A 19,889-nucleotide genomic window follows, 5' to 3' on the forward strand; every position below is an offset into this window, starting at 1 on the left:
CGGGGCGCCCGACGCGTACCCCGGGGGAAGCGGCTCGCGGCGCCGTTAGAATCGATGGCGGAACCCCTGTGGTACGCGCCGATACCGTCGCCGTACGGCCCCCGTACCCGTAGTCACAGCCGGAAGGCCCCCCGTGCCCTCAGCGACCCCCGCTGCCGCCCCCGACACCGTCCTGGTCGTCGACTTCGGTGCGCAGTACGCCCAGCTCATCGCCCGCCGTGTCCGCGAGGCACGGGTCTACAGCGAGATCGTGCCGAGCTCCATGCCGGTCGAGGAGATGCTCGCCAGGAACCCGGCGGCGATCATCCTCTCCGGCGGCCCGTCCTCGGTGTACGCCGAAGCCGCCCCCACGGTCGACCGTGCCCTGTTCGAAGCCGGTGTCCCGGTCTTCGGCATGTGCTACGGCTTCCAGCTCATGGCGACCACCCTCGGCGGCACCGTCGACAACACCGGCGCCCGCGAGTACGGCCGCACCCCGCTGCACGTCAGCAAGGTCGGCTCCACCCTCTTCGAGGGCACGCCCGCCGAGCAGCCCGTATGGATGTCCCACGGCGACGCGTGCTCCGCCGCGCCCGAGGGCTTCACGGTCACCGCGTCCACCGACGTGGTCCCCGTCGCCGCCTTCGAGAACGACGAGAAGAAGCTGTACGGCGTCCAGTACCACCCGGAGGTCATGCACTCGACGCACGGCCAGCAGGTGCTGGAGCACTTCCTGTACCGGGGCGCGGGCATCAAGCCCTCCTGGACCACGGGCAACGTCATCGAGGAGCAGCTCACCGCGATCCGCGAGCAGGTCGGGGACCGCCGCGCGATCTGCGCGCTCTCCGGCGGGGTCGACTCCGCGGTCGCCGCCGCGCTGGTCCAAAAAGCCATCGGCTCCCGGCTGACCTGCGTGTACGTCGACCACGGCCTGATGCGCAAGGGCGAGACCGAGCAGGTCGAGAAGGACTTCGTCGCCGCGACCGGGGTACAGCTCAAGGTCGTCGACGCCGCCGACCGCTTCCTCGACGCGCTGAAGGGCGTCTCCGACCCCGAGCAGAAGCGCAAGATCATCGGCCGGGAGTTCATCCGGGTCTTCGAGCAGGCCCAGGCGGAGATCATCGCCGAGGCCCCCGGGGACCAGCCCGTCGAGTTCCTCGTCCAGGGCACCCTCTACCCGGACGTCGTGGAGTCCGGCGGCGGCACCGGCACCGCCAACATCAAGTCCCACCACAACGTCGGCGGACTGCCCGAGGACCTTGAGTTCCAGCTGATCGAACCGCTGCGCCAGCTGTTCAAGGACGAGGTCCGGATGGTCGGCTCCGAGCTGGGGCTGCCCGACGAGATCGTCCAGCGCCAGCCGTTCCCCGGCCCCGGCCTCGGTATCCGGATCGTCGGCGAGGTCACCCGCGAACGGCTCGACCTGCTGCGCGACGCCGACGCGATCGCCCGCGAGGAACTGTCCGCCGCCGGACTCGACCGGGATATCTGGCAGTGCCCGGTCGTCCTGCTCGCGGACGTCCGCAGCGTCGGCGTCCAGGGCGACGGCCGCACCTACGGCCACCCGATCGTGCTGCGGCCGGTCTCGTCCGAGGACGCGATGACCGCGGACTGGACACGGATGCCGTACGAGACCCTCGCCCGGATCTCCACCCGCATCACCAACGAGGTCGCCGACGTCAACCGAGTCGTCCTCGACGTCACGAGCAAGCCCCCGGGCACCATCGAGTGGGAGTGACCCGCTGTCCACGCCTGACCCGCTGAGCCCCTGAGAGCGGCCCCCCGACCGGCACATGACCGGTCGGGGGGCCGCTCTTCGTCGTCCGTGGCCGCTCAGGCGTGGTCGTGCTGGAGTCCGGCCAGGAAGACGGTCCAGCTCGGGGCCGATACCGAAGCGGTCGGTCCGGCTTCGCCGCGCTTGCTGTCCCGGAACGCCACCGCGCCGTCCTGCGTGCGTACTTCCACGCAGTTAGCTTCGTGAGTGCTGTGCGTGGATTTGACCCAGCGGTCCATCCTGGTAACTCCTTGCCGTGTCGGCGAGGACCCGGCGAGACGTGTCCTCATCCTGCGCTGTGGACCAGATGCCCTCGAATGCTTCGGTGTACTGCTCCACCTCAGCTTGTTTGTCGTGATAATAGCCGCCGGTGTACGTGTCACCGTAGACAGTGGTGGGCTCCTGAACTCCGCCTAGGGCAGGGGGGAATCGCATGATGACGAACGCACCGGCGAGCGATCCTGGATGTACTGCCGCCGCGAGGGGAATGACCCGGATCGTGATCCTCGGCAGCCCTGCCATGTAGACCAGGTGAGCGAGTTGCACGGCCATCACCCTGCCGTCACCCATGGGGCGTCGTAGCACCGTTTCCGACAGGGCGATCCGCACCACCGGTGGGCGTCGCCCAGTCAGGATCGCCTGCCGAGCCATCCGAAAAGCCACCCGGCCTTCGACCTCATCGGAGGGCAGGTCCGGAAATCGGGTCCGAACCACCGCTCGCACATAGTCGCCTGTCTGGAGCAGCCCTGGCATCACGTCACTCTCGTATGAATCGATGTGGCTCGCAGACGACTCCAAGCCTGCGAACACGTCGAACCGGCCAGGAACGGTGCCGGCAAAGTCCTGCCACCAAGAGGGTGTCTTGGCCTCACGCGCCAGCTCCATCAGCGCACTCGTCACGGCCTCGTCCGCCTCGTACGCGCCGCACATCATCTGAACGTCGAGCGCTCGCACGGGGGACCGGCCCGTCTCGATGCGCCACATCTTCGTCTCGGACCACTCGAACCGCTGGGACGCGGCTCGCAGGGTCACCCCGGCGCGCTCGCGCAGCTGACGGAGGCTTCGCCCGAGCTGTCGCCGGGGCACGGTGGACACACTCTTGCCGCTCATGTCTTCCCCATTCCGCGCCGAGTCTTGCACCACAGGTGACAGGGTCTTGCACCGTGCATGACCAGGCACTTTCGTCTTCCCCTCAGGGGGTCATTTCCCTGCGCAGCCTTGCACGGCTCCCGGCCGCGCGGGCAGTTTTGGGGACGGACAACCCCCGCCGAAATATGGGGTGTTGACCGGGATCACCCACACGAGGAGACACATGGAACCCCCTCACCCTCAGCCCCATCCGCCTCACCCGTCACTCGCGGAGATCCGGGCGGGCGAGCACGGAAACCCGCCCCCGCCCGGCGGCGACTGGGCGGCCGACCTCGCCATCGAGCGGCTGACCGCCGCCACACGGCAGACGGGAATCGAACTGCCCGGGCTGTCCGTGCTGGAGGACGGCGCCCGGCCTCCGCTCGTCTACCTGGGGTGGTGCAACGCCAGGGCCGCCGAGATCATCGCCGAGTCACTGATCATGCGGCAGCTCGTGGGCGCCCCGGGGACGGACACATGAGCCGCGCGCGTCGCCGTCCGCGCTACCGGGTGACCCTGGACGGGACCCTGTGGGGCGGCATCGTCCTGCTGCTGGCGTGGGGGTCCCTGATGGTCGTCGTGGTGCTCGTCGCGACGGAGGGGATGTGAGGCACTGACACAGCGCCGCGCCCGCCCGGGAGCGGCTCCGGGCGGGCACGCCGGGGTCAGGTGCGGCGCCGCCGCCGTACACCGGTCCCCGGTGACCAGAACTCGACCACCAGGTAGCGCTCGTCCTCGATGCTGGTCCGTACGACTTCGGTCACCTCGGTCCGGAACAGGTGGAACGGTCCGGGCGGCGGCCCCGCCTCCGCCGCGTACCGTTGCAGCTCCTCGGGGCCGTGGACCTCCACGGCCCGCCCCGCGACCCGGACGTCACCGCCGCCCATGTCCGTACCGCCCCCCTGATTGGCCTGGAGGGCGAACCGGGGGTCACGGATCAGGTCCCGCGCCTTCATCGACTCCGGCATCATGCCCATCGTCAGCTCCCCCCTTGCGAACTGCACCTCGATCCCGGAGGTGCGGGGCGAGCCGTCCCGGCGCAGGGTCGCGAGCGTGTGATGGGTGAAGGCGGCGAACCGGTTCTGGACGGCGGCGGACAGTTCGGGCGCCTCGGCGGTGAACGCGGCCCAGTTCTGGGACTCGGGGTTGTTCGGCATATGGCCAGTGTTTCCCCGATACCCGACACCTTCTGTCCGGATTCCCCCACCCGGCCGACCGTCCCGCCGTACCGCCGTTCCTGGCTACATTTGCGTTCCGGTTGGAAAACGACCGGGATCATGCGCCGCCACCTCCCGCGACCCGGCCCGCCCGGCCCCGGCAGCACCGTCGCCCACCCGCCGACCGCCCGGAACAAGCCGGACACCTGGGACGATGCGGGCCGGAGCGCCTTCGGGGGCACCGATTCCGTCGTACCGGACGAACCGGCCCGGGGTACGCGCCCGGCGGAAAACGCACCCTCCGGTCAACCCGGACGCGCCCTCGTCGCCGTAACGGGGGGTGCCCGGTCCTGCGCGGTGCGCTCGGGTAGGGCACAATTCCCAGTCATCACAGGGAACTTGCGCAGGCGTCCGGGTCAACACCCGTGCGCCGGGGCGGCGGCGAGCGTACCGGCCCGGGGGCGGGAACGGGCGGGAACACGGAGTGGGCGCGGTGGCACTACCTCAGGCGGCGGGGCGGGAGACGCACGAGGCTGCGTGTGCGCGCGGGGGCTGCCCGCACGGGGCACGGGAGGGGCACCGGCGCGCGGTCGCCGCGTTCCTCACCAAACGGGACGAACTCGCCGCAGGGCAGGGCCTGCCCGCCGCCGTCGCGCACTCGGCCGGGGCCACCCGGCAGTGGGTGTCCGACGAACTCGCCCAGTCCGCCGAGGTGGTGGCCGCCCGGGGGCTGGCCGAGAGCGCGGCCTGGCACACGTCCCTGTGGCCGAGGACCCTCGCCGTGGTGTGGGGCGGCACGGGCGCGGTGCTCGCCGTCCAGGCACTCACCGCGTACGGCGCCGGGTGGAACACCGCGCGGACCGCCGGGCTGGTCGCCACGGTCGCCGTCGCGGCCCTGCTGACCCTCGCCGCGCGGGTGCACCGCGAGCGGGGCGGGGTGCTCGCCCCGCTGATCGGCGAGGACAACCGGCTCTCCACCTCGCGTGCCGTCGCCGGGCTGTGGGTGCTGTTCGTGGTGTACGCGGTACTGGTCCTGGCCGGACAGCTCGCCGGGGCCTCGGGGCCCGCCGCGCGGGACGCCCTCATCGACGGACTCGGGCTGGCCCGCGGGGCCGCCACCCTGACCGTCGTGGCGGTGCTGTGCGCGGTCGCCGTCCTGGTACGCCGGGTGGTCACCGTACGGGTGCTCGGGCAGCGGCTCCAGAAGGTACGCGCGGTGCGGCCACGCGGCGCGGACCTGCTCACCGACGACTCCGGCCGGGGCAGCTTCACGGATGTCCAGTACGTCCTCGTGACCGCAGCCGCGCTGGTCTTCGCGGCGGTCCGGCTGGGACGGCGGCCCGAGCGGCTGCCCGAACTGCCCTGGGCCCTGGCCGTGCTCGTCCTGGTCTCGGCGGTCACGTACCTCGCGGGCAAGTACGCGGAGGGCGGGCGTCCCGTCATCCACTCCGTGGTCCGGGCCCGGGCCGCCGGTGACCTGGACTCACCGATCCGTACGGGCGACGACATCGAGATCCGGGGCGCGGGGTTCGTCCCGCCCGGGGGGCAGGGGGCCCAGGCGCTGACCCGGCTCGTCGTCCGGATCGGCTCCGTCCACGTCCACGTTCCGCTGGTCCCGGTCCCCGGCGGGTTCACCAACCCGTCCGACCACACGCTGACGGTCCCCGTCCCGGTCGAGGTCGAACCCGGCCGCGTGGACGTCCAGGTCATCACCGCGGCCGGCCTCGAAACCAACCGCACGACGATCGAGGTCACGGTGGATTAGTCCCCGGGCCCGTAGGGTTCCCCACCTGGACGTACCTGTTCCCGTGCAGGTCGGACGGGGGTGCGCAGTTCCCCGCGGGTCGCCTTCGCTGGCGCTTCTGGGGTTCCCCACCTGGGCGTACCTGTTCCCGTGCGGGTACGTCCGTGGGTGCGCAGTTCCCCGCGCCCCTAGGTCTCCGGTGCCGGGCGCACTTCGTTCCTGTGCCGTCGCTCGTCGTTTTCGCGCAGTTCCCCGCGCCCCTGGATGCTGCCCCTTCGGGTTTGTTCGTCGGGTGCGGGTCGGCCCTCGTCTTTTGCGCAGTTCCCCGCGCCCCTTTGGGGCGCCCACCTGGGGCTGTCGATCAGGCTGCGGGCTGTCAGCAAGCGGGGCCGGGGTTGAACCCCCCTCCTCGCGGACCCGCCCTGCTGCCGGAGGGGGTGGGCGGGAATCTCTGCCCGCAGACTCCGATGCTCTTCAGTCGGGCAAGGAAACGACTTACCGAGCGCGTTGGAGCGAGGACGGAGAATCCCGACCGGCACCGACCCGAAGAACCGGCCGGATGCGCCCCTAAGGGGCGCGGGGAACTGCGCAAACCCACCGAGCGACGGCACAGGAACGGAGTACGCCCAGCACCGAGTACCCAGGGGCGCGAGGAACCGCGCACCCCACGAGCGACCCGCACAGGAACGAAGTACGCCCCGCCGGACAGACCTACGAAGCGCAAGCGAAGGCGACCCGCAGAGGTCAGTCCCGGGGAGGCACATCCCCCCGAGCGCCCCGGGCACCGTGCGCACCCCGGGCCGACGGACCCAGGGACGACGAGGCACGAGCGACCCGGGCGTGCCGCCACAACACCGTGGACATCCCCACCACCGCCGCCACCCCCAACCCCCCGAGCACGATCGGAACCAGCGTCCACCACGGCAGATCACCGTTCCCCGCGACATCCACCGCGTACAGCACACCCGCGACAGACAACGCCGCCCCGGCGATCAGCTTTCCCGGCTGGAACTCATGACGCAGCACGTGCCACCTCCGCCTGACCCAGACCGATATCGAGGTCCAGTTCGATCGTGCCGGACTTCTTCGGGGTGCCCTTACCGGCCGGCTCGGTCGGCTCGAACGTGTACGTCCGGTCCCGGCCGGGCGCGATGTTCACGTCCTGGCGGTGCTCACCGGGGAGCTGGATGTCCCCGAGACCCACCTTGACCCGCATGACCACCCGCGCGCCGTCCGGCAGGACGACCTTGAGCTGTCCCGCGCCGAGCCGCACCTCGGAGGCGACCGTACGCCCCGCCGCGGGCGCCGCCCCGGTGAGGTCGAGCGTGCCGACGCCGGTGCCCAGCTCGTACTCGGGCCGCAGCTCGGCCGCGCTCGCCGGGGCCCACGTCGGACTCGTCCAGCGGGTGGTGATCGACTCGGGCAGCGCGGTCGACCCGGCGAGCAGCCCCGCCGTGATCATCGCGACGATCACCGAACCCAGCCCCGTACGCCCGACCAGCGCGCTGACCGCGATACCCAGTCCCAGTACGGCGAGCGCCAGCGCGAGGCCCGTCTGAAGGCTGTCGCCCAGCGCCGAGCCGTCCCAGCTCAGGCCCGTCGCGGTGCCACCGGTGACCAGCGCGGCGAGCACCACCCAGCCGCCGATCCAGTGTCCCCCGGCGGCCGTCGGGGAGGACATGCCGTCCCCCTGGCCCTTGCCGGGCCCCGGACCGCGCGGCCCGGGCGGCGGACCGACCGTGCCGCCCAGATCGCGGATCAGCCCCTCGGGCGCCCACAGATACCCCGTGCCGCCGCTCTGCGCGCCGTCCTTCGCGACCGGCTCGCGCCACCACGACGTGGAGTTCGGCGCGGGCGGCGCCTTCGCCTCCGGCGGGGCGTCCGCGACGGCCTGCGCGGCCAGCGGATCGGGATCGACGGTGTCCCGCTGCCGCGACCAGTACCCCGCGCCCGCCAGCAGCAGCGCGAGGACCGCCCCCGACGACAGCAGATTGCCGTTGTTCAGCATCGACAGGAACAGTCCGCAGCCGACCAGCGCGAAGACCACCGCCGCGAGGGCCGGACCGTCGACCCGGCCCGACAGCATCCGGCGCGCCTCGTACTCGTCCTCGCCGTCCATCGGGACGAACAGCCAGGCGAAGCCGTAGAAGACCAGCCCGATACCGCCCGCGACGGACAGCACCGACAGCACGATCCGGAAGATCACCGGGTCCATGTCGCAATGGCGGCCCAGTCCCGCGCAGACCCCGCCGATCATCTTGTGCTCGCGGTCCCTGCGCAGCCTGGCCGGTGGCCCCGGCGGACCGCCCGCGCCGCTGCCCGGGTCGTCGCCCGGGGCCCGGGTGGCGTGCTGCTGCTCTGTCATACGTCCATGGTGACGGGACCACGCCCCGACCGGGAGCCGGGACGACCCTGGTCGAACCCTGAGATCCGCCGGGTCCTCCCCGGGGGCGCCCCGGAGGGCGGGGGCTCAGGGACGTATCCGGGTCGGACCCTGATGACCGTACGGCACGGGCCGTGTGACGATCGGTGCATGCCCGAAGCCATGACCGTGAACGCCGACGAGCCGCGCCTGGTGCGCAAGCTGTACCGCAGCAGCGACGGCCGCTGGCTGGGCGGGGTCGCGCGCGGGCTCGCCGGGCATCTGGGGCTCCCGGTGGTGTGGGTGCGGCTGATCTTCGTGGGGCTGCTGTCCGCCGAGGGGCTCGGCGCGCTGCTGTACGCCGCGTTCTGGTTCTTCGTCCCGCTCGGGGTCGGCGGCCTCGGCGCCGAACGGCGCTCGCCGCTGGTCACCGAGGTGGCGCAGGACGGGAAACGGCGCCTGGTGGCCCGCAAGCCCGACAAGGGCGAGATCGTCGCGCTGATCGCGATGGTCGCCGTCGCGATGGCGTTCCTCGGCAGCGTCAAGCTCGACATCACCGCCAAGGCGTATCTGTGGCCCACCCTGCTCGTCGGCGCGGGGGTCGCCCTGGTGTGGCGGCAGGCGGACAACGCCCGCCGCGCCCGCTGGGTCGAGGCGAGCCGCCGCAGACGCAATCTGACCCTCGCGCGGTCCGCCGCCGGGGTCCTCCTCGTCGGTACCGGGGTCACCGGCATCTTCGTCCTCCAGGGGTCCGCCGAGGACCTCGGCGCCATCCTCCAGGCGTCCCTCGCGGTCCTCGTCGGGATCGCGCTGCTCGCCGGTCCCTATCTCGTCCGGATGACCCAGGACCTGTCCGAGGAGCGCACCATGCGCATCCGCGCCCAGGAACGCGCCGAGGTCGCCGCCCATGTCCACGATTCCGTGCTGCACACCCTGACCCTGATCCAGCGCAACGCGGAGAACGCCGGCGAGGTCCGCCGGCTCGCCCGCGCCCAGGAACGCGATCTGCGGGCCTGGCTCTACAAGCCCGACGGCAACGGCAAGGACGAGGAGGGCGAGGACGGCCCCGCGAACGTCGCCGACGCGGTCCGCCGCCACGCCGCCGAGGTCGAGGACAAGCACGGGGTGCCCATCGAGGTCGTCGTCGTCGGCGACTGCCCGCTGGACGACCGGCTCACGGCGCAGATGCAGGCCGCGAGGGAGGCGATGGTCAACGCGGCCAAGTACGGTGGCGAGGGCGGCGCGGTGCAGGTCTACGCCGAGGTGGAGGGGCCGACGGTGTTCGTGTCGGTACGGGACCGAGGTCCCGGCTTCGACCTCGACGCGGTACCGGCCGACCGGATGGGGGTACGGGAGTCCATCATCGGCCGGATGCAGCGCAACGGCGGCACGGCACGACTGCGCGCCGTCCCGGACGGCGGGACCGAGGTCGAGCTGACCATGGAGAGGGCGGAGAGGACGTCATGAGCGACGTGACCGGAACGAGCGGGACGACGGGGGCCCCTCGCACGGACCCCGGCACCAGCGGGGACGGACGGCGGGTACGGGTCGTGCTCGTGGACGACCACCGGATGTTCCGCACCGGGGTCCAGGCCGAGATCGGACGCACGGAGACCACCGGTGTCGAGGTCGTCGGGGAGGCCGCCGACGTGGACCAGGCGGTCACCGTCATCACCGCGACCCGGCCGGAGGTCGTGCTCCTCGACGTCCATCTGCCGGGCGGCGGCGGTGTCGAGGTGCTGCGCAGGTGCGCCCCGCTGATGTCCGACGCGACCGCGCCGGTGCGGTTCCTCGCGCTGTCCGTGTCGGACGCCGCGGAGGACGTCATCGGCGTGATCCGCGGCGGTGCGCGCGGCTACGTCACCAAGACGATCACCGGTGACGACCTGATCAACTCCGTGTTCCGGGTCCAGGAGGGCGACGCGGTGTTCTCCCCGCGGCTCGCCGGGTTCGTCCTCGACGCGTTCGCGTCGACCGACGCGCCGCCCGTGGACGAGGACATGGACCGGCTGACCCAGCGCGAACGCGAGGTGCTGCGGCTGATCGCGCGGGGGTACGCGTACAAGGAGATCGCGAAGCAGCTGTTCATCTCCGTCAAGACGGTCGAGTCGCATGTGTCGGCGGTGCTGCGCAAGCTCCAGCTGTCGAACCGGCACGAGCTGACCCGCTGGGCCACCGCACGACGGCTCGTCTGACCGCTCGCGGCCCGACCGGGTCAGATGACGCGGGTGGCGCCCGCGAAGGGCATCTGGTCGACGGGGTCGAGCCGGACCGTGGAGCTGGGGTTGGGGGCGTGGATCATCTTGCCGTCCCCGACGTACAGCCCCACATGGCTGATGCCCGAGTAGAAGAACACCAGGTCTCCGGGGCGCAGTTCGTCCCGGCCCACCCGCCGCCCCGCGTCGATCTGCCCGTACGTGGTGCGCGGCAGCGACACCCCGGCCGCCCGGTACGCGGCCTGGGTGAGCCCCGAGCAGTCGAAGGCGTTCGGCCCGGTGGCCCCCCAGACGTACGGGCTCCCGACGGCCCGCCGGGCGAACGCGAGGACCGCCCCGGTCCGGGTACCGGTCGCCTCGGCCCCTCCGGCGGGCGGCTCCGGAGCGGGGGCGGGCGCCGGGGCCATGATCCGCGCGCGCTCCTCGGCCGTGACCCTGGCCAGCAGCCGCCGGGCCTCCTCCAGCTTCCCGGTCACCGTCCGCTTGTGGCGCCGGAGTTCGTCCTGACGGGCCACGAGCCCGGCCCGCTGATCCGCCGCCCGTCCCCGGAGCCTGCCCAGTTCGGCGGCGTCCCGGCGCACCTCCTCGACGGCCTGCGCCTGCCGGTCGCCGACCCGTTCGGCGAGGGCGGTGTCCGCCAGGTACTCGTCCGGCTCGGCCGACAGCGCGAGCCGCACCGCCGGGTCCAGCCCGCCCTCGCGGTACTCGGCCGTCGCGTACGACCCGAGGGCCCGGCGCGCGTCGTTCAGCTTCCCGGTACGGCGGGCGGCCTCGTCCTGGAGCCGCTCGTACGCCTCACCCGCCGCCTTCGTCTTCTCCTTGACCCCGTTGAACCGCTCGGTCGCGACCTCGGCCTCCTGGTACAGCCGGTCGACCTGATCCCTGACCTGCTCGGGGCTCACCTTGGGCGAGGCCTGGGCGGTGCTGTCCAGCGCCCCGGTGGTGGCCGCGGTGGTCGCGGTGGCGGCCCCGGCGAGCGCGAGCGTCAGGGCCCTGCGCAGGGCCGTGCCCCGCTGGGGTCGCTGTCGCGGTTTCCTGCGGTGCGCTGCCACGGCTCGGCGGGCCCTTCCCTCGGGTGCCCCGGCCGGAGGTCCGCCGGGTACTGGGGATGCACGCTAGAGCGTGGAGTGACGGGTCCGTCACCGATTGTACGGAGGTGTTCGTTCGGTACGGCTCCGCCGACCGGATACGACCGTCCGTACGGGGTTCCCGGACGCTTTCCGGTACGGGTGTGACCGATGTGACGTCAGGGGACGACGGCCGCCGTCCGAGGTGCTAAGGGGCCCCGAAAGTTAGGGTCACCTTCCCGGAATCCGCCCGGAAGGCCGCGCATAGAGTCCGCCGTATGGGCGTACTCATTCATGTCTTCGTCGGCCTCCACATCATCGGTATCGCCTCGCTGCTGGGGGGTTTCCTCACCCAGATGAAGGCGATGAGCGCGGGCACGGCCCGGTTCAACCCCGCGATGCTCCACGGCGCGCTGACCATGCTGGTCACCGGCGCGGTCCTGGTCGGCCTCAACCAGGCCGACGGCAACACCGTCGATCACCTCAAGATCGGGGTGAAGATGGCCCTCCTCGTCGTGATCCTCGGGCTCGTCTACGTCAAGCGGGACGAGGAGAAGGCGGAGAAAGCCCCCTTCGCCCTGGTCGGCGCCCTCACCACGGCCAACATCTTCATAGCGGTCCTCTGGACCTGAGCCCCCCGTCCGCGCACGCTTACGAGGTTCCCTGTGCCTGGCGTACTTGTCCCGGTGGGGGTCGCTCGTGGGGTGCGCAGTTCCCCGCGCCCCTGGGGTTCCACACCTGGTCCTACCTGTTCCCGTGCGGGTCGGACGGGGGTGCGCAGTTCCCCGCGCCCCTTTGGGGGCGCCCACCTGGGGCCGCCCTTCGGGTGCGGGACCACCCTCCTCGCGGACTCGCGCTGCTGCGGGAGGGGGTGGGCGGGAATCTCTGCTCGCAGACTCCGATGCTCTTCAGTCGGACCACGGAACGTCTTACCGAGCGTGTCGGATCGAGGACGGAGAATCCCGACCGGCACCGACCCGAAGAACAAACAGATGGCGCCCCAAAGGGGCGCGGGGAACTGCGCGAAACCACCGAGCGACGGCACAGGAACGAAGTACGCCCACCCGGACAGACCCAGAAGCGCAAGCGAAGGCGACCCGCGGGGAACTGCGCGAAACCACCGAGCGACGGCACAGGAAACAAGCGCGCCCAGCCGGACAGACCCAGAAGCGCAAGCGAAGGCGACCCGCGGGGAACCGCAAAAACGACGAGCGACGGCACAGCAACGGAGCACGTCCAGCCGGACAAGACCTGGGAAGCGCAAGCGAAGGCGCCCCGCTGTCAGTGCCGCGTCATAGACTCGGTAAGCGATGAGCAGCCTTTTCGACGAAAGCTACCTCGCGGGACTCCAGCCCCCGCACCCCGCAGGGGACGAGCACCCCCCGCCCCCCGAGGAGCACACCCCGGAGGAGATCCCCGCCGACCTGTTCGGCGGGAGATTCGACGCGCCCCCGCCCAGGGACGCGTACTACCGCGACGGCGCCCCGCGCCCCGTCGTGGACCCCGCGGCCCTCCTGGAGGGGCTGAACGACCAGCAGAGCGCGGCGGTCGTGCACGCCGGCTCCCCGCTGCTCATCGTCGCGGGCGCGGGCTCCGGCAAGACCCGCGTCCTCACGCACCGCATCGCCTACCTCCTCGCCGAGCGCGGCGCCCACCCCGGCCAGATCCTCGCGATCACCTTCACGAACAAGGCCGCGGGCGAGATGAAGGAGCGCGTCGAGCACCTCGTGGGCCCCCGCGCCCACGCGATGTGGGTCATGACCTTCCACAGCGCGTGCGTCCGCATCCTGCGCCGCGAGTCGAAGAAGCTCGGGTTCACCTCGTCGTTCTCGATCTACGACGCCGCCGACTCCAAGCGGCTGATGGCCCTGGTCTGCCGTGACCTGGACCTCGACCCCAAGCGGTTCCCGCCCAAGTCGTTCAGCGCGAAGGTCTCCAACCTGAAGAACGAGCTGATAGACGAGGAGGACTTCGCCGCCCAGGCGACGGAGGGCTTCGAGCGCACCCTGGCTCAGGCGTACGCGATGTACCAGTCGCGGCTGCGCGAGGCGAACGCCCTGGACTTCGACGACCTGATCATGACGACGGTCCATCTGCTGCGCGCCTTCCCGGACGTGGCCCAGCACTACCGCCGCCGCTTCCGGCACGTCCTGGTCGACGAGTACCAGGACACCAACCACGCCCAGTACGCCCTCGTCCGCGAGCTGGTCGGCTCCGCCGACGGCGGGCGCGCCGAGGACGAGCCGCCCGCCGAGCACGAGCTGCCCCCCGCGGAGCTCTGCGTCGTCGGTGACGCGGACCAGTCGATCTACGCCTTCCGCGGCGCGACCATCCGCAACATCCTCCAGTTCGAGGAGGACTACCCGGACGCGAAGACGATCCTGCTGGAGCAGAACTACCGCTCCACGCAGACCATCCTCAGCGCCGCGAACGCCGTCATCGAGCGCAACGCGAGCCGCCGCCCCAAGAACCTGTGGACGAACGCGGGCGCGGGCGCCACGATCACCGGCTACGTCGCCGACACCGAGCACGACGAGGCGCAGTTCGTCGCCGACGAGATCGACCGGCTCACCGACGCGGGCGACGCCAGGGCGGGCGACGTCGCCGTCTTCTACCGGACCAACGCCCAGTCCCGGGTCTTCGAAGAGATCTTCATCCGGGTCGGTCTGCCGTACAAGGTCGTCGGCGGGGTCCGCTTCTACGAGCGCAAGGAGGTCCGGGACGTCCTCGCGTATCTGCGGGTCCTCGCCAACCCGGAGGACTCCGTACCGCTGCGCCGCATCCTGAACGTCCCCAAGCGGGGCATCGGGGACCGTTCCGAGGCGATGATCGACGCCCTCGCGCAGCGCGAGAAGATCAGCTTCCCGCAGGCCCTGCGCCGGGTGGACGAGGCGTACGGCATGGCGGCGCGGTCCGTCAACGCCGTCAAGCGCTTCAACACCCTGATGGAGGAGCTGCACACCGTCGCCGAGTCCGGTGCCGGACCGGCCACGGTCCTGGAAGCCATACTGGAACGCACCGGTTATCTCGCCGAGTTGCAGTCCTCGACGGACCCGCAGGACGAGACCCGGATCGAGAACCTCCAGGAACTCGCCTCGGTCGCCCTGGAGTTCGAGCAGGAACGCGCCGCCGCACCGGGCCCGGACGAGACCCCTGACGCGGCGGGGACGACGGACACCCCTGACGCGGCGGGGACGACGGACACCCCTGACGCGGCGGGGACGACGGACACCCCTGACGCCCCGGGTACGCCGGGCGCGACCCAGGCCGCGGGCGCCCCCGGCGACGTCCCGGAGGACGCCGACGACGCGCCGCCGGCCACCGCGCCGGGCGGCACCCTCGCCGAGTTCCTGGAGAAGGTCGCCCTCGTCGCGGACTCCGACCAGATCCCCGACGAGGACGACGGTTCCGGCGTCATCACCCTGATGACCCTGCACACCGCGAAGGGCCTGGAGTTCCCGGTGGTGTTCCTCAGCGGTATGGAGGACGGCGTCTTCCCCCATATGCGGGCCCTCGGGCAGACCAAGGAGCTGGAGGAGGAGCGGCGGCTTGCGTACGTGGGCATCACCCGCGCGCGGGAGCGGCTGTACCTGACCCGTTCCACGCTACGCAGCGCCTGGGGCCAGCCCTCGTACAACCCGCCGTCACGGTTCCTGGAGGAGATCCCGGAGACCCATCTGCGCTGGAAGCGCAAGGGCGGCGCGGCACCGGCCGTCTCGGGTCCCGCCGCGGGGATCGCGGGTTCGCTGTCGTCGTCGCGCTCCCGGACGTCCGCGTCCGGCGCGTCCGGCTTCGCGACCCGCCGCGCGGGCGAGAAGCCCGTGGTGGCGCTGGCCATCGGTGACCGCGTGACGCACGACCAGTTCGGGCTGGGCACGGTCGTCGGGGTGACGGGCACGGGCCCGAAGGCCGAGGCGACCATCGACTTCGGCGACACCAAGCCGAAGCGGCTGCTGCTGCGCTACGCGCCGGTCGAGAAGCTGTAGCCCTGGGGCCCCGGTCAGGGCCAGGGTGGGGCCCCCGTTCAGGACAAAGGCGGGGCCCCTGCCCGGATGAGGACCAAAGGCCCGGACGGGACGGGGCCGGAGCAGGACGGCGTCCGGACGGGACCGGGGGTCCGGTCAGGTGGGTTCGAGGCCGTGGCTGCGGAGCCAGGCGAGCGGGTCGATCGCGGAGCCGCCGCCGGGGCGCACCTCGAAGTGCAGATGCGCGCCCGTGGAGTTGCCGGAGTCACCGGCGTAGGCGATCACATCGCCTGCCTTCACGGGTCCGTTGAGGATCGAGTACCGCGACAGATGGCAGTACCAGGTCTCCGTGCCGTCCTTGGCCGTCACGATGGCCATGTTCCCGTACGCGGGGTTGATCTGGGTCCGCACGGTGCCGTCGGTCGCGGCCATCACGGGCGCGCCGTACGCGACGGGGAAGTCGATGCCGGTGTGCGAGGACATCCAGTTGATGCCCGCCTGGCCGTAGTAGGCGCTGAGCCCCCGCTGATGCACCGGGAGCGCGAACTTCGGCCGCAGCCGCTCCTTGCGGGCGGCCTCCTCGACGGCCTTCTTGCGGTCGACCTCCTGCTGCGCCTTGAGGTCGATGCGTTCCTGCGTCCGGCTGGCGCGGTCCGCGAAGTCACCGGCGTCGGCGGAGAGCCCGGCGATCTGGGTGTCCAGCTTGCTGTTCGCGACGGACGGCTTCACGGGCGTCACCTCGGGGGCGGCCGTGGCGGTGTCCTGGGTGTCGGAGTCACCGGTCATGCCCACGGACGCGGCGGCGATCCCGGCGACACCCATCACACACGCGGACGGCACCGCGACGGTCAGCAGCGCGGACCGCTTGGCGGGGCGGCGGCGGGACCGGGAGCGCGGGGCGGGCGCGGCGGCGCGGCGGGAGAGGACGACATGCTCGTCGTCGGGGAGGGCGTCGTCGCCCAAGTCGTTGTCCGGTAGCGGGAGTTCAAGGTCCAGCGCGGGGAGTTCACCGGTGTCGTCGGTGACGGTGATCTCGGGGAGGACGCCGGTCGTCCCGGTGCCGGACTCCTCGTACGCGGTTTGGCCGGGGTACTCGGGGTACTCGGTGTGCGACCGCTGTCCGGCGTAGGTGTCGTGCTGGGGGTACTCGGCGGAGTACGGGTCCTGCTCGGCGTAGGGCGTCCGTTCAGGTTCGGCGTACGACTCCTGCTCCGGGTAGCCCGGGGTGTGGTGCGCGGACTCGTCGCCGTCGGTGTTCCACGCGGTGGCGTCGTACGCGCCGGAGTCGAACCGCTGGGCCCCGGTGTCCACGGCGGCGAACCCGCCGGTGTCGTACGCGCCGGTCCCGAACCCGTTCGTCCCGCGGGAGTCGATGGAGAAGCCGTTGGTGTCGAAGCCGCCGGTGTCGAAGGCGCCGGTCCGGAAGCTGCCGGTGTCGAAGCCGCCCGTGTCCAGGTTCTGGGCCTCGAACGACCGGGTGTCGTACGTCGTACCGGTGAACTGCTGGGTCTCCCACTGACCGGTGCCCGTGTCCCCGGCGGGCGGTGACTGCTCCGCGATGCCGCCGGGCTGCTGGTAACCGGAGGTGTCCCAGCCGTCGGTGGTGGCGTAGGCGCCGGTGTCGTACCCGTTGTCCTGCTGGGCGTACGGGTCGGGGGTCAGCGTCCCGTGGGTGCCGGTCGCCCCGACCACCGCCCACTGCCCGGAGTCGTATCCGCCGCTCGACATGTCCCCGAAGAGCGGGTCCGTCTCGAAGCTGCCGGTGGACGTCGTGGCGAACGAGCCGGTGGAGTAGCCGTCGTATCCCGTGTAACCGCTGTGCGTGCCCTGGTCGTACGACACGAAAGGTACTGAAGCCCCGTCCGGGGACGGTGCGGGAGGAGACGCGGTCCCCGCCGGGTGACGGTCGTTCACCAAGCTTCTCTTTCGCCTCGGAAGCAGGAGCTGGGTCTGGGACCTGACGGCGACGCCGCTGAAGGAGCGGGCCCAGTGGGGGGCGGAGCAAGTGCGGCGACTGTACCCGGCGGTATGCGGGCGGGACAATCTTCGGCAGGTTCCCTGTGCGCGGGAAAAGGGCATTCGGCCGTCTTTCGGCGGAGGCTCGACGGAGCTTTGGCCCTGTGTTCGAGTGGCGTTCGAACGGGGTTCGCGGCGGCGGCGCGGGACTTCGTGCGGGTCGCCCCGGGGGCGCGTGGGAGCAGAACCGGTGCTGGAGGGGTGCGCGGGGGGCGCTCGCGGGTTGCCCGGGGCGGGCGAACGGCCTGCGCGCGGGTCACGCCACGGTCAGTCCACCGTCGCGGTTGCCGGAAGCGGGTGTGATCTCGGTTACATCGGCGCCGGGTGTGCTGCCGGGGGAGTCGGCCGCGCCGGAGGCCGCCGTACGGTCCGCTTCCTCATGTTCCTCCCGCTGTCCCGTGCGTCCCTCCTGGCCGTCACCGTCGAGTGCGGCGCGGATACCGGCCGTCACCGCCGGGTGCACGGGCAGGGCGAGATGGCCGATGCCGGTGACCGCGATGTTCCGGGCGCGTAGGTCCGGGTGGTCCAGGCAGGCCGTCTCCAGCGGGGCCATCACCTGGTCCAGATCGCTCCAGAAGCTCACGAAGCGGGTCCGGCAGCCGGGCGCGGGAAGCGCCAGCTCCGCGATCACGTCGGACTCGGGCCGCATCTGCCGTACGACCGGATGGACGTCCATCAGGGGCACCGCCCGCGTCCCCGAGTGCGGTGTGCCGAGCGTGACCAGCGTCCGTATCCGGGCGTCACCGCCGAGACGCTGTACGTAGTACCGGCCGATGAGCCCGCCGAGACTGTGCCCGACGAGGTCCACCCGTGGCTGCCCCGAGCGCTCGCACAACTCCTCGACGTACCGGCCCAGCACCTCGGCCGCCGTCCGGATGTCGCAGGTCAGCGGGGAGTGGTTGAGCGCCTCGACCCGTCTCCCGTGCCGCCCGAGCACCCGGCGCAGCAGCACGAACACGGAACGGTTGTCGACGAAGCCGTGCAGGAGCACCACCGGGGGAGCGGTGTCCGGCCGGGGCGGCTTCGGTGGGGGGCCGTCGTCGTACGACTGCGGGGGCGCGGGGATCGCCGTGGCCGTGGGCGGGTTCGGGGGCGGGTCCGCGGTCGGGGTGGCCGCCGTACCGGCCGCGACGGCCCGGAGGGTGTGCCGCTCCTGGGTGATGCCCGAGGGGTAGAGCAGCAGATGCCCGGCGAGCACCGCGGCCTCCAGCGCGGTCGCCTTGAGCAGTGCGGTCGACGCCCCGGCGATCCGCCTCGGGGCCAGGCCGTCACGGAGGGTGGTCAGCGGCTCGGGCAGCGGCAGCCGCAGCAACGACAGCGGCAGCAGGGACAGCGGCAGGGAACGGCTCAGCGGCAAGGACCGCGCCACGGACAGCGGGAGCGGCAGCGCCGGCAGCGCCGTCAGGAACGACGGCGGCCAGGGCGGTGACAACGGCAGTGACAGACGCACGGGCAGGGTCAGGGGTCCTACCTTGGTCACCTTCATCGGCCGACCTCCCGTCGGCACACCGGGACCACGTCGTCCTCGGGGCGCCCTAGGGCCTCACGCCCGCTCCTCGGCGGGCCCCTGGCGGGGTCGCCCCGGCGCGGGACGCGGTGAACTGTCCCACGATGTGATTTCCCCCTCGGTCGGCTCCGCGAAACTGCCGGGCCGCGGACGCCCGGGATAACGTTCGTTCACTCACCGGGCCGTCGGGCCGGGACACCTGCCCCGATCGGGCACGGGCTCACCGGCGGCCGTGCGGCGGGTCACCGTGGGTACATGCCCCTCGGGCGGGTTCGTCTTGTGCGTACTTGGAGGCAGTGATGGGTGTGGCAGCCGGGCCGATCCGTGTGGTGGTCGCCAAGCCGGGGCTCGACGGTCATGACCGCGGGGCGAAGGTGATCGCGCGGGCCCTGCGGGACGCCGGTATGGAGGTCATCTACACCGGGCTGCACCAGACCCCGGAGCAGGTCGTCGCCACGGCGATCCAGGAGGACGCCGACGCGATCGGGATGTCCATCCTCTCGGGCGCCCACAACACGCTGTTCGCGCGCGTGATCGAGCTGCTCAAGGAACGCGACGCGGAGGACATCAAGGTGTTCGGGGGCGGGATCATCCCCGAGGCGGACATCGCGCCGCTGAAGGAGTTGGGGGTGGCCGAGATCTTCACGCCCGGGGCGACGACCACGGCGATCGTGGACTGGGTCCGGGCGAACGTTCGCGGCCCGGTCGACCGGGCGGAGCCCTCCGGGGCGTGAGGTCCGCCTTTCGCTTGCGCGTTCTGGGTCCGTCCGGCCTGGCGCACTCCGTTGCTGTGCGGGTCGCCTTCGCTTGCGCTTTCGAGGTCTGTCCGGCGGGGCGTACTCCGTTCCTGTGCCGTCGCTCGTGGGGTGCGCAGTTCCTCGCGCCCCTGTGGTTTCTTGTGCTGGGCGTACTTCGTTGCTGTGCCGTCGTCCGTGGGTTTCGCGCAGTTCCCCGCGCCCCTTTGGGGCGCACCC

At 71.9% G+C, this 19,889-nt stretch carries 17 protein-coding genes; 9 read left to right on the top strand and 8 right to left on the bottom strand.

Annotated features, from left to right (window positions below):
• Positions 1-133: 133 nt before the first annotated feature.
• Positions 134-1,717 carry a glutamine-hydrolyzing GMP synthase gene (gene guaA, locus OG711_RS24070; protein WP_073792818.1) on the top strand — a complete coding sequence of 528 codons (1,584 nt, stop codon included), beginning with the start codon at positions 134-136 and terminating at the stop codon, positions 1,715-1,717.
• Positions 1,718-1,812: 95 nt separating this feature from the next.
• Here the strand turns inward: guaA and OG711_RS24075 are convergent, their stop codons facing one another.
• Positions 1,813-1,944 (bottom strand): DUF397 domain-containing protein, encoded by a 132-nt coding sequence (locus OG711_RS24075; RefSeq protein WP_329560353.1) that lies wholly within the window; start codon positions 1,942-1,944, stop codon positions 1,813-1,815.
• Between the two features lie 4 nt (positions 1,945-1,948).
• On the bottom strand, positions 1,949-2,863 hold the full coding sequence (locus tag OG711_RS24080) for a helix-turn-helix domain-containing protein (RefSeq protein ID WP_073792816.1): 915 nt from the start codon (positions 2,861-2,863) through the stop codon (positions 1,949-1,951).
• 202 nt (positions 2,864-3,065) lie between these two features.
• On the opposite strand from OG711_RS24080, the gene OG711_RS24085 reads away from it, so the two are divergent.
• Together OG711_RS24085 and OG711_RS24090 are read left to right on the top strand one after the other, a co-directional pair.
• Positions 3,066-3,362 (top strand): hypothetical protein, encoded by a 297-nt coding sequence (locus tag OG711_RS24085; RefSeq protein WP_073792815.1) that lies wholly within the window; start codon positions 3,066-3,068, stop codon positions 3,360-3,362.
• Complete coding sequence (locus OG711_RS24090; protein WP_329560356.1) at positions 3,359-3,490, top strand: hypothetical protein; 132 nt, start codon at positions 3,359-3,361, stop codon at positions 3,488-3,490. Before OG711_RS24085 ends, OG711_RS24090 begins: the two co-directional genes overlap by 4 nt.
• Positions 3,491-3,546: 56 nt before the next feature.
• Here the strand turns inward: OG711_RS24090 and OG711_RS24095 are convergent, their stop codons facing one another.
• A complete protein-coding gene (locus OG711_RS24095) occupies positions 3,547-4,038 on the bottom strand; it encodes a pyridoxamine 5'-phosphate oxidase family protein (RefSeq protein ID WP_266516332.1) in 492 nt (163 codons plus the stop codon).
• A gap of 493 nt (positions 4,039-4,531) precedes the next feature.
• Between OG711_RS24095 and OG711_RS24100 the strand changes: the two genes are divergently transcribed.
• The gene (locus OG711_RS24100) at positions 4,532-5,803 is read left to right on the top strand and encodes a hypothetical protein (RefSeq protein WP_329560358.1); all 1,272 of its coding nucleotides are present in this window, start codon (positions 4,532-4,534) and stop codon (positions 5,801-5,803) included.
• A 723-nt stretch (positions 5,804-6,526) separates the two neighbouring features.
• On the opposite strand, the gene OG711_RS24105 is transcribed toward OG711_RS24100, so the two are convergent.
• Positions 6,527-6,808 (bottom strand): hypothetical protein, encoded by a 282-nt coding sequence (locus tag OG711_RS24105; protein WP_073792813.1) that lies wholly within the window; start codon positions 6,806-6,808, stop codon positions 6,527-6,529.
• Positions 6,795-8,147, bottom strand: a complete 1,353-nt coding sequence (locus OG711_RS24110) for a PspC domain-containing protein (protein WP_329560360.1) — start codon at positions 8,145-8,147, stop codon at positions 6,795-6,797. Before OG711_RS24110 ends, OG711_RS24105 begins: the two co-directional genes overlap by 14 nt.
• 168 nt (positions 8,148-8,315) lie before the next feature.
• On the opposite strand from OG711_RS24110, the gene OG711_RS24115 reads away from it, so the two are divergent.
• Together OG711_RS24115 and OG711_RS24120 are read left to right on the top strand one after the other, a co-directional pair.
• A complete protein-coding gene (locus tag OG711_RS24115) occupies positions 8,316-9,611 on the top strand; it encodes an ATP-binding protein (protein WP_266516323.1) in 1,296 nt (431 codons plus the stop codon).
• On the top strand, positions 9,608-10,339 hold the full coding sequence (locus tag OG711_RS24120) for a LuxR C-terminal-related transcriptional regulator (protein WP_073792810.1): 732 nt from the start codon (positions 9,608-9,610) through the stop codon (positions 10,337-10,339). Before OG711_RS24115 ends, OG711_RS24120 begins: the two co-directional genes overlap by 4 nt.
• A gap of 20 nt (positions 10,340-10,359) precedes the next feature.
• On the opposite strand, the gene OG711_RS24125 is transcribed toward OG711_RS24120, so the two are convergent.
• Positions 10,360-11,412 (bottom strand): C40 family peptidase, encoded by a 1,053-nt coding sequence (locus tag OG711_RS24125; protein WP_329560363.1) that lies wholly within the window; start codon positions 11,410-11,412, stop codon positions 10,360-10,362.
• Positions 11,413-11,705: 293 nt separating this feature from the next.
• On the opposite strand from OG711_RS24125, the gene OG711_RS24130 reads away from it, so the two are divergent.
• Both OG711_RS24130 and OG711_RS24135 read left to right on the top strand, forming a co-directional pair.
• Entirely contained in the window at positions 11,706-12,059 is a 354-nt protein-coding gene (locus OG711_RS24130; RefSeq protein WP_266516317.1) for a hypothetical protein, read from the top strand.
• Between the two features lie 678 nt (positions 12,060-12,737).
• Entirely contained in the window at positions 12,738-15,413 is a 2,676-nt protein-coding gene (locus tag OG711_RS24135) for a UvrD-helicase domain-containing protein (protein WP_329560365.1), read from the top strand.
• 135 nt (positions 15,414-15,548) lie between these two features.
• Here the strand turns inward: OG711_RS24135 and OG711_RS24140 are convergent, their stop codons facing one another.
• Positions 15,549-17,471: a M23 family metallopeptidase gene (locus OG711_RS24140; RefSeq protein WP_456341294.1), complete on the bottom strand. Its 1,923-nt coding sequence runs from the start codon at positions 17,469-17,471 to the stop codon at positions 15,549-15,551.
• Between the two features lie 193 nt (positions 17,472-17,664).
• On the bottom strand, positions 17,665-18,741 hold the full coding sequence (locus tag OG711_RS24145) for an esterase/lipase family protein (protein ID WP_329563992.1): 1,077 nt from the start codon (positions 18,739-18,741) through the stop codon (positions 17,665-17,667).
• A gap of 473 nt (positions 18,742-19,214) precedes the next feature.
• On the opposite strand from OG711_RS24145, the gene OG711_RS24150 reads away from it, so the two are divergent.
• A complete protein-coding gene (locus OG711_RS24150; RefSeq protein WP_073792804.1) occupies positions 19,215-19,649 on the top strand; it encodes a cobalamin B12-binding domain-containing protein in 435 nt (144 codons plus the stop codon).
• Positions 19,650-19,889 lie beyond the last annotated feature (240 nt).

Source organism: Streptomyces uncialis (assembly GCF_036250755.1).
GTDB classification, from domain to species: domain Bacteria; phylum Actinomycetota; class Actinomycetes; order Streptomycetales; family Streptomycetaceae; genus Streptomyces; species Streptomyces uncialis.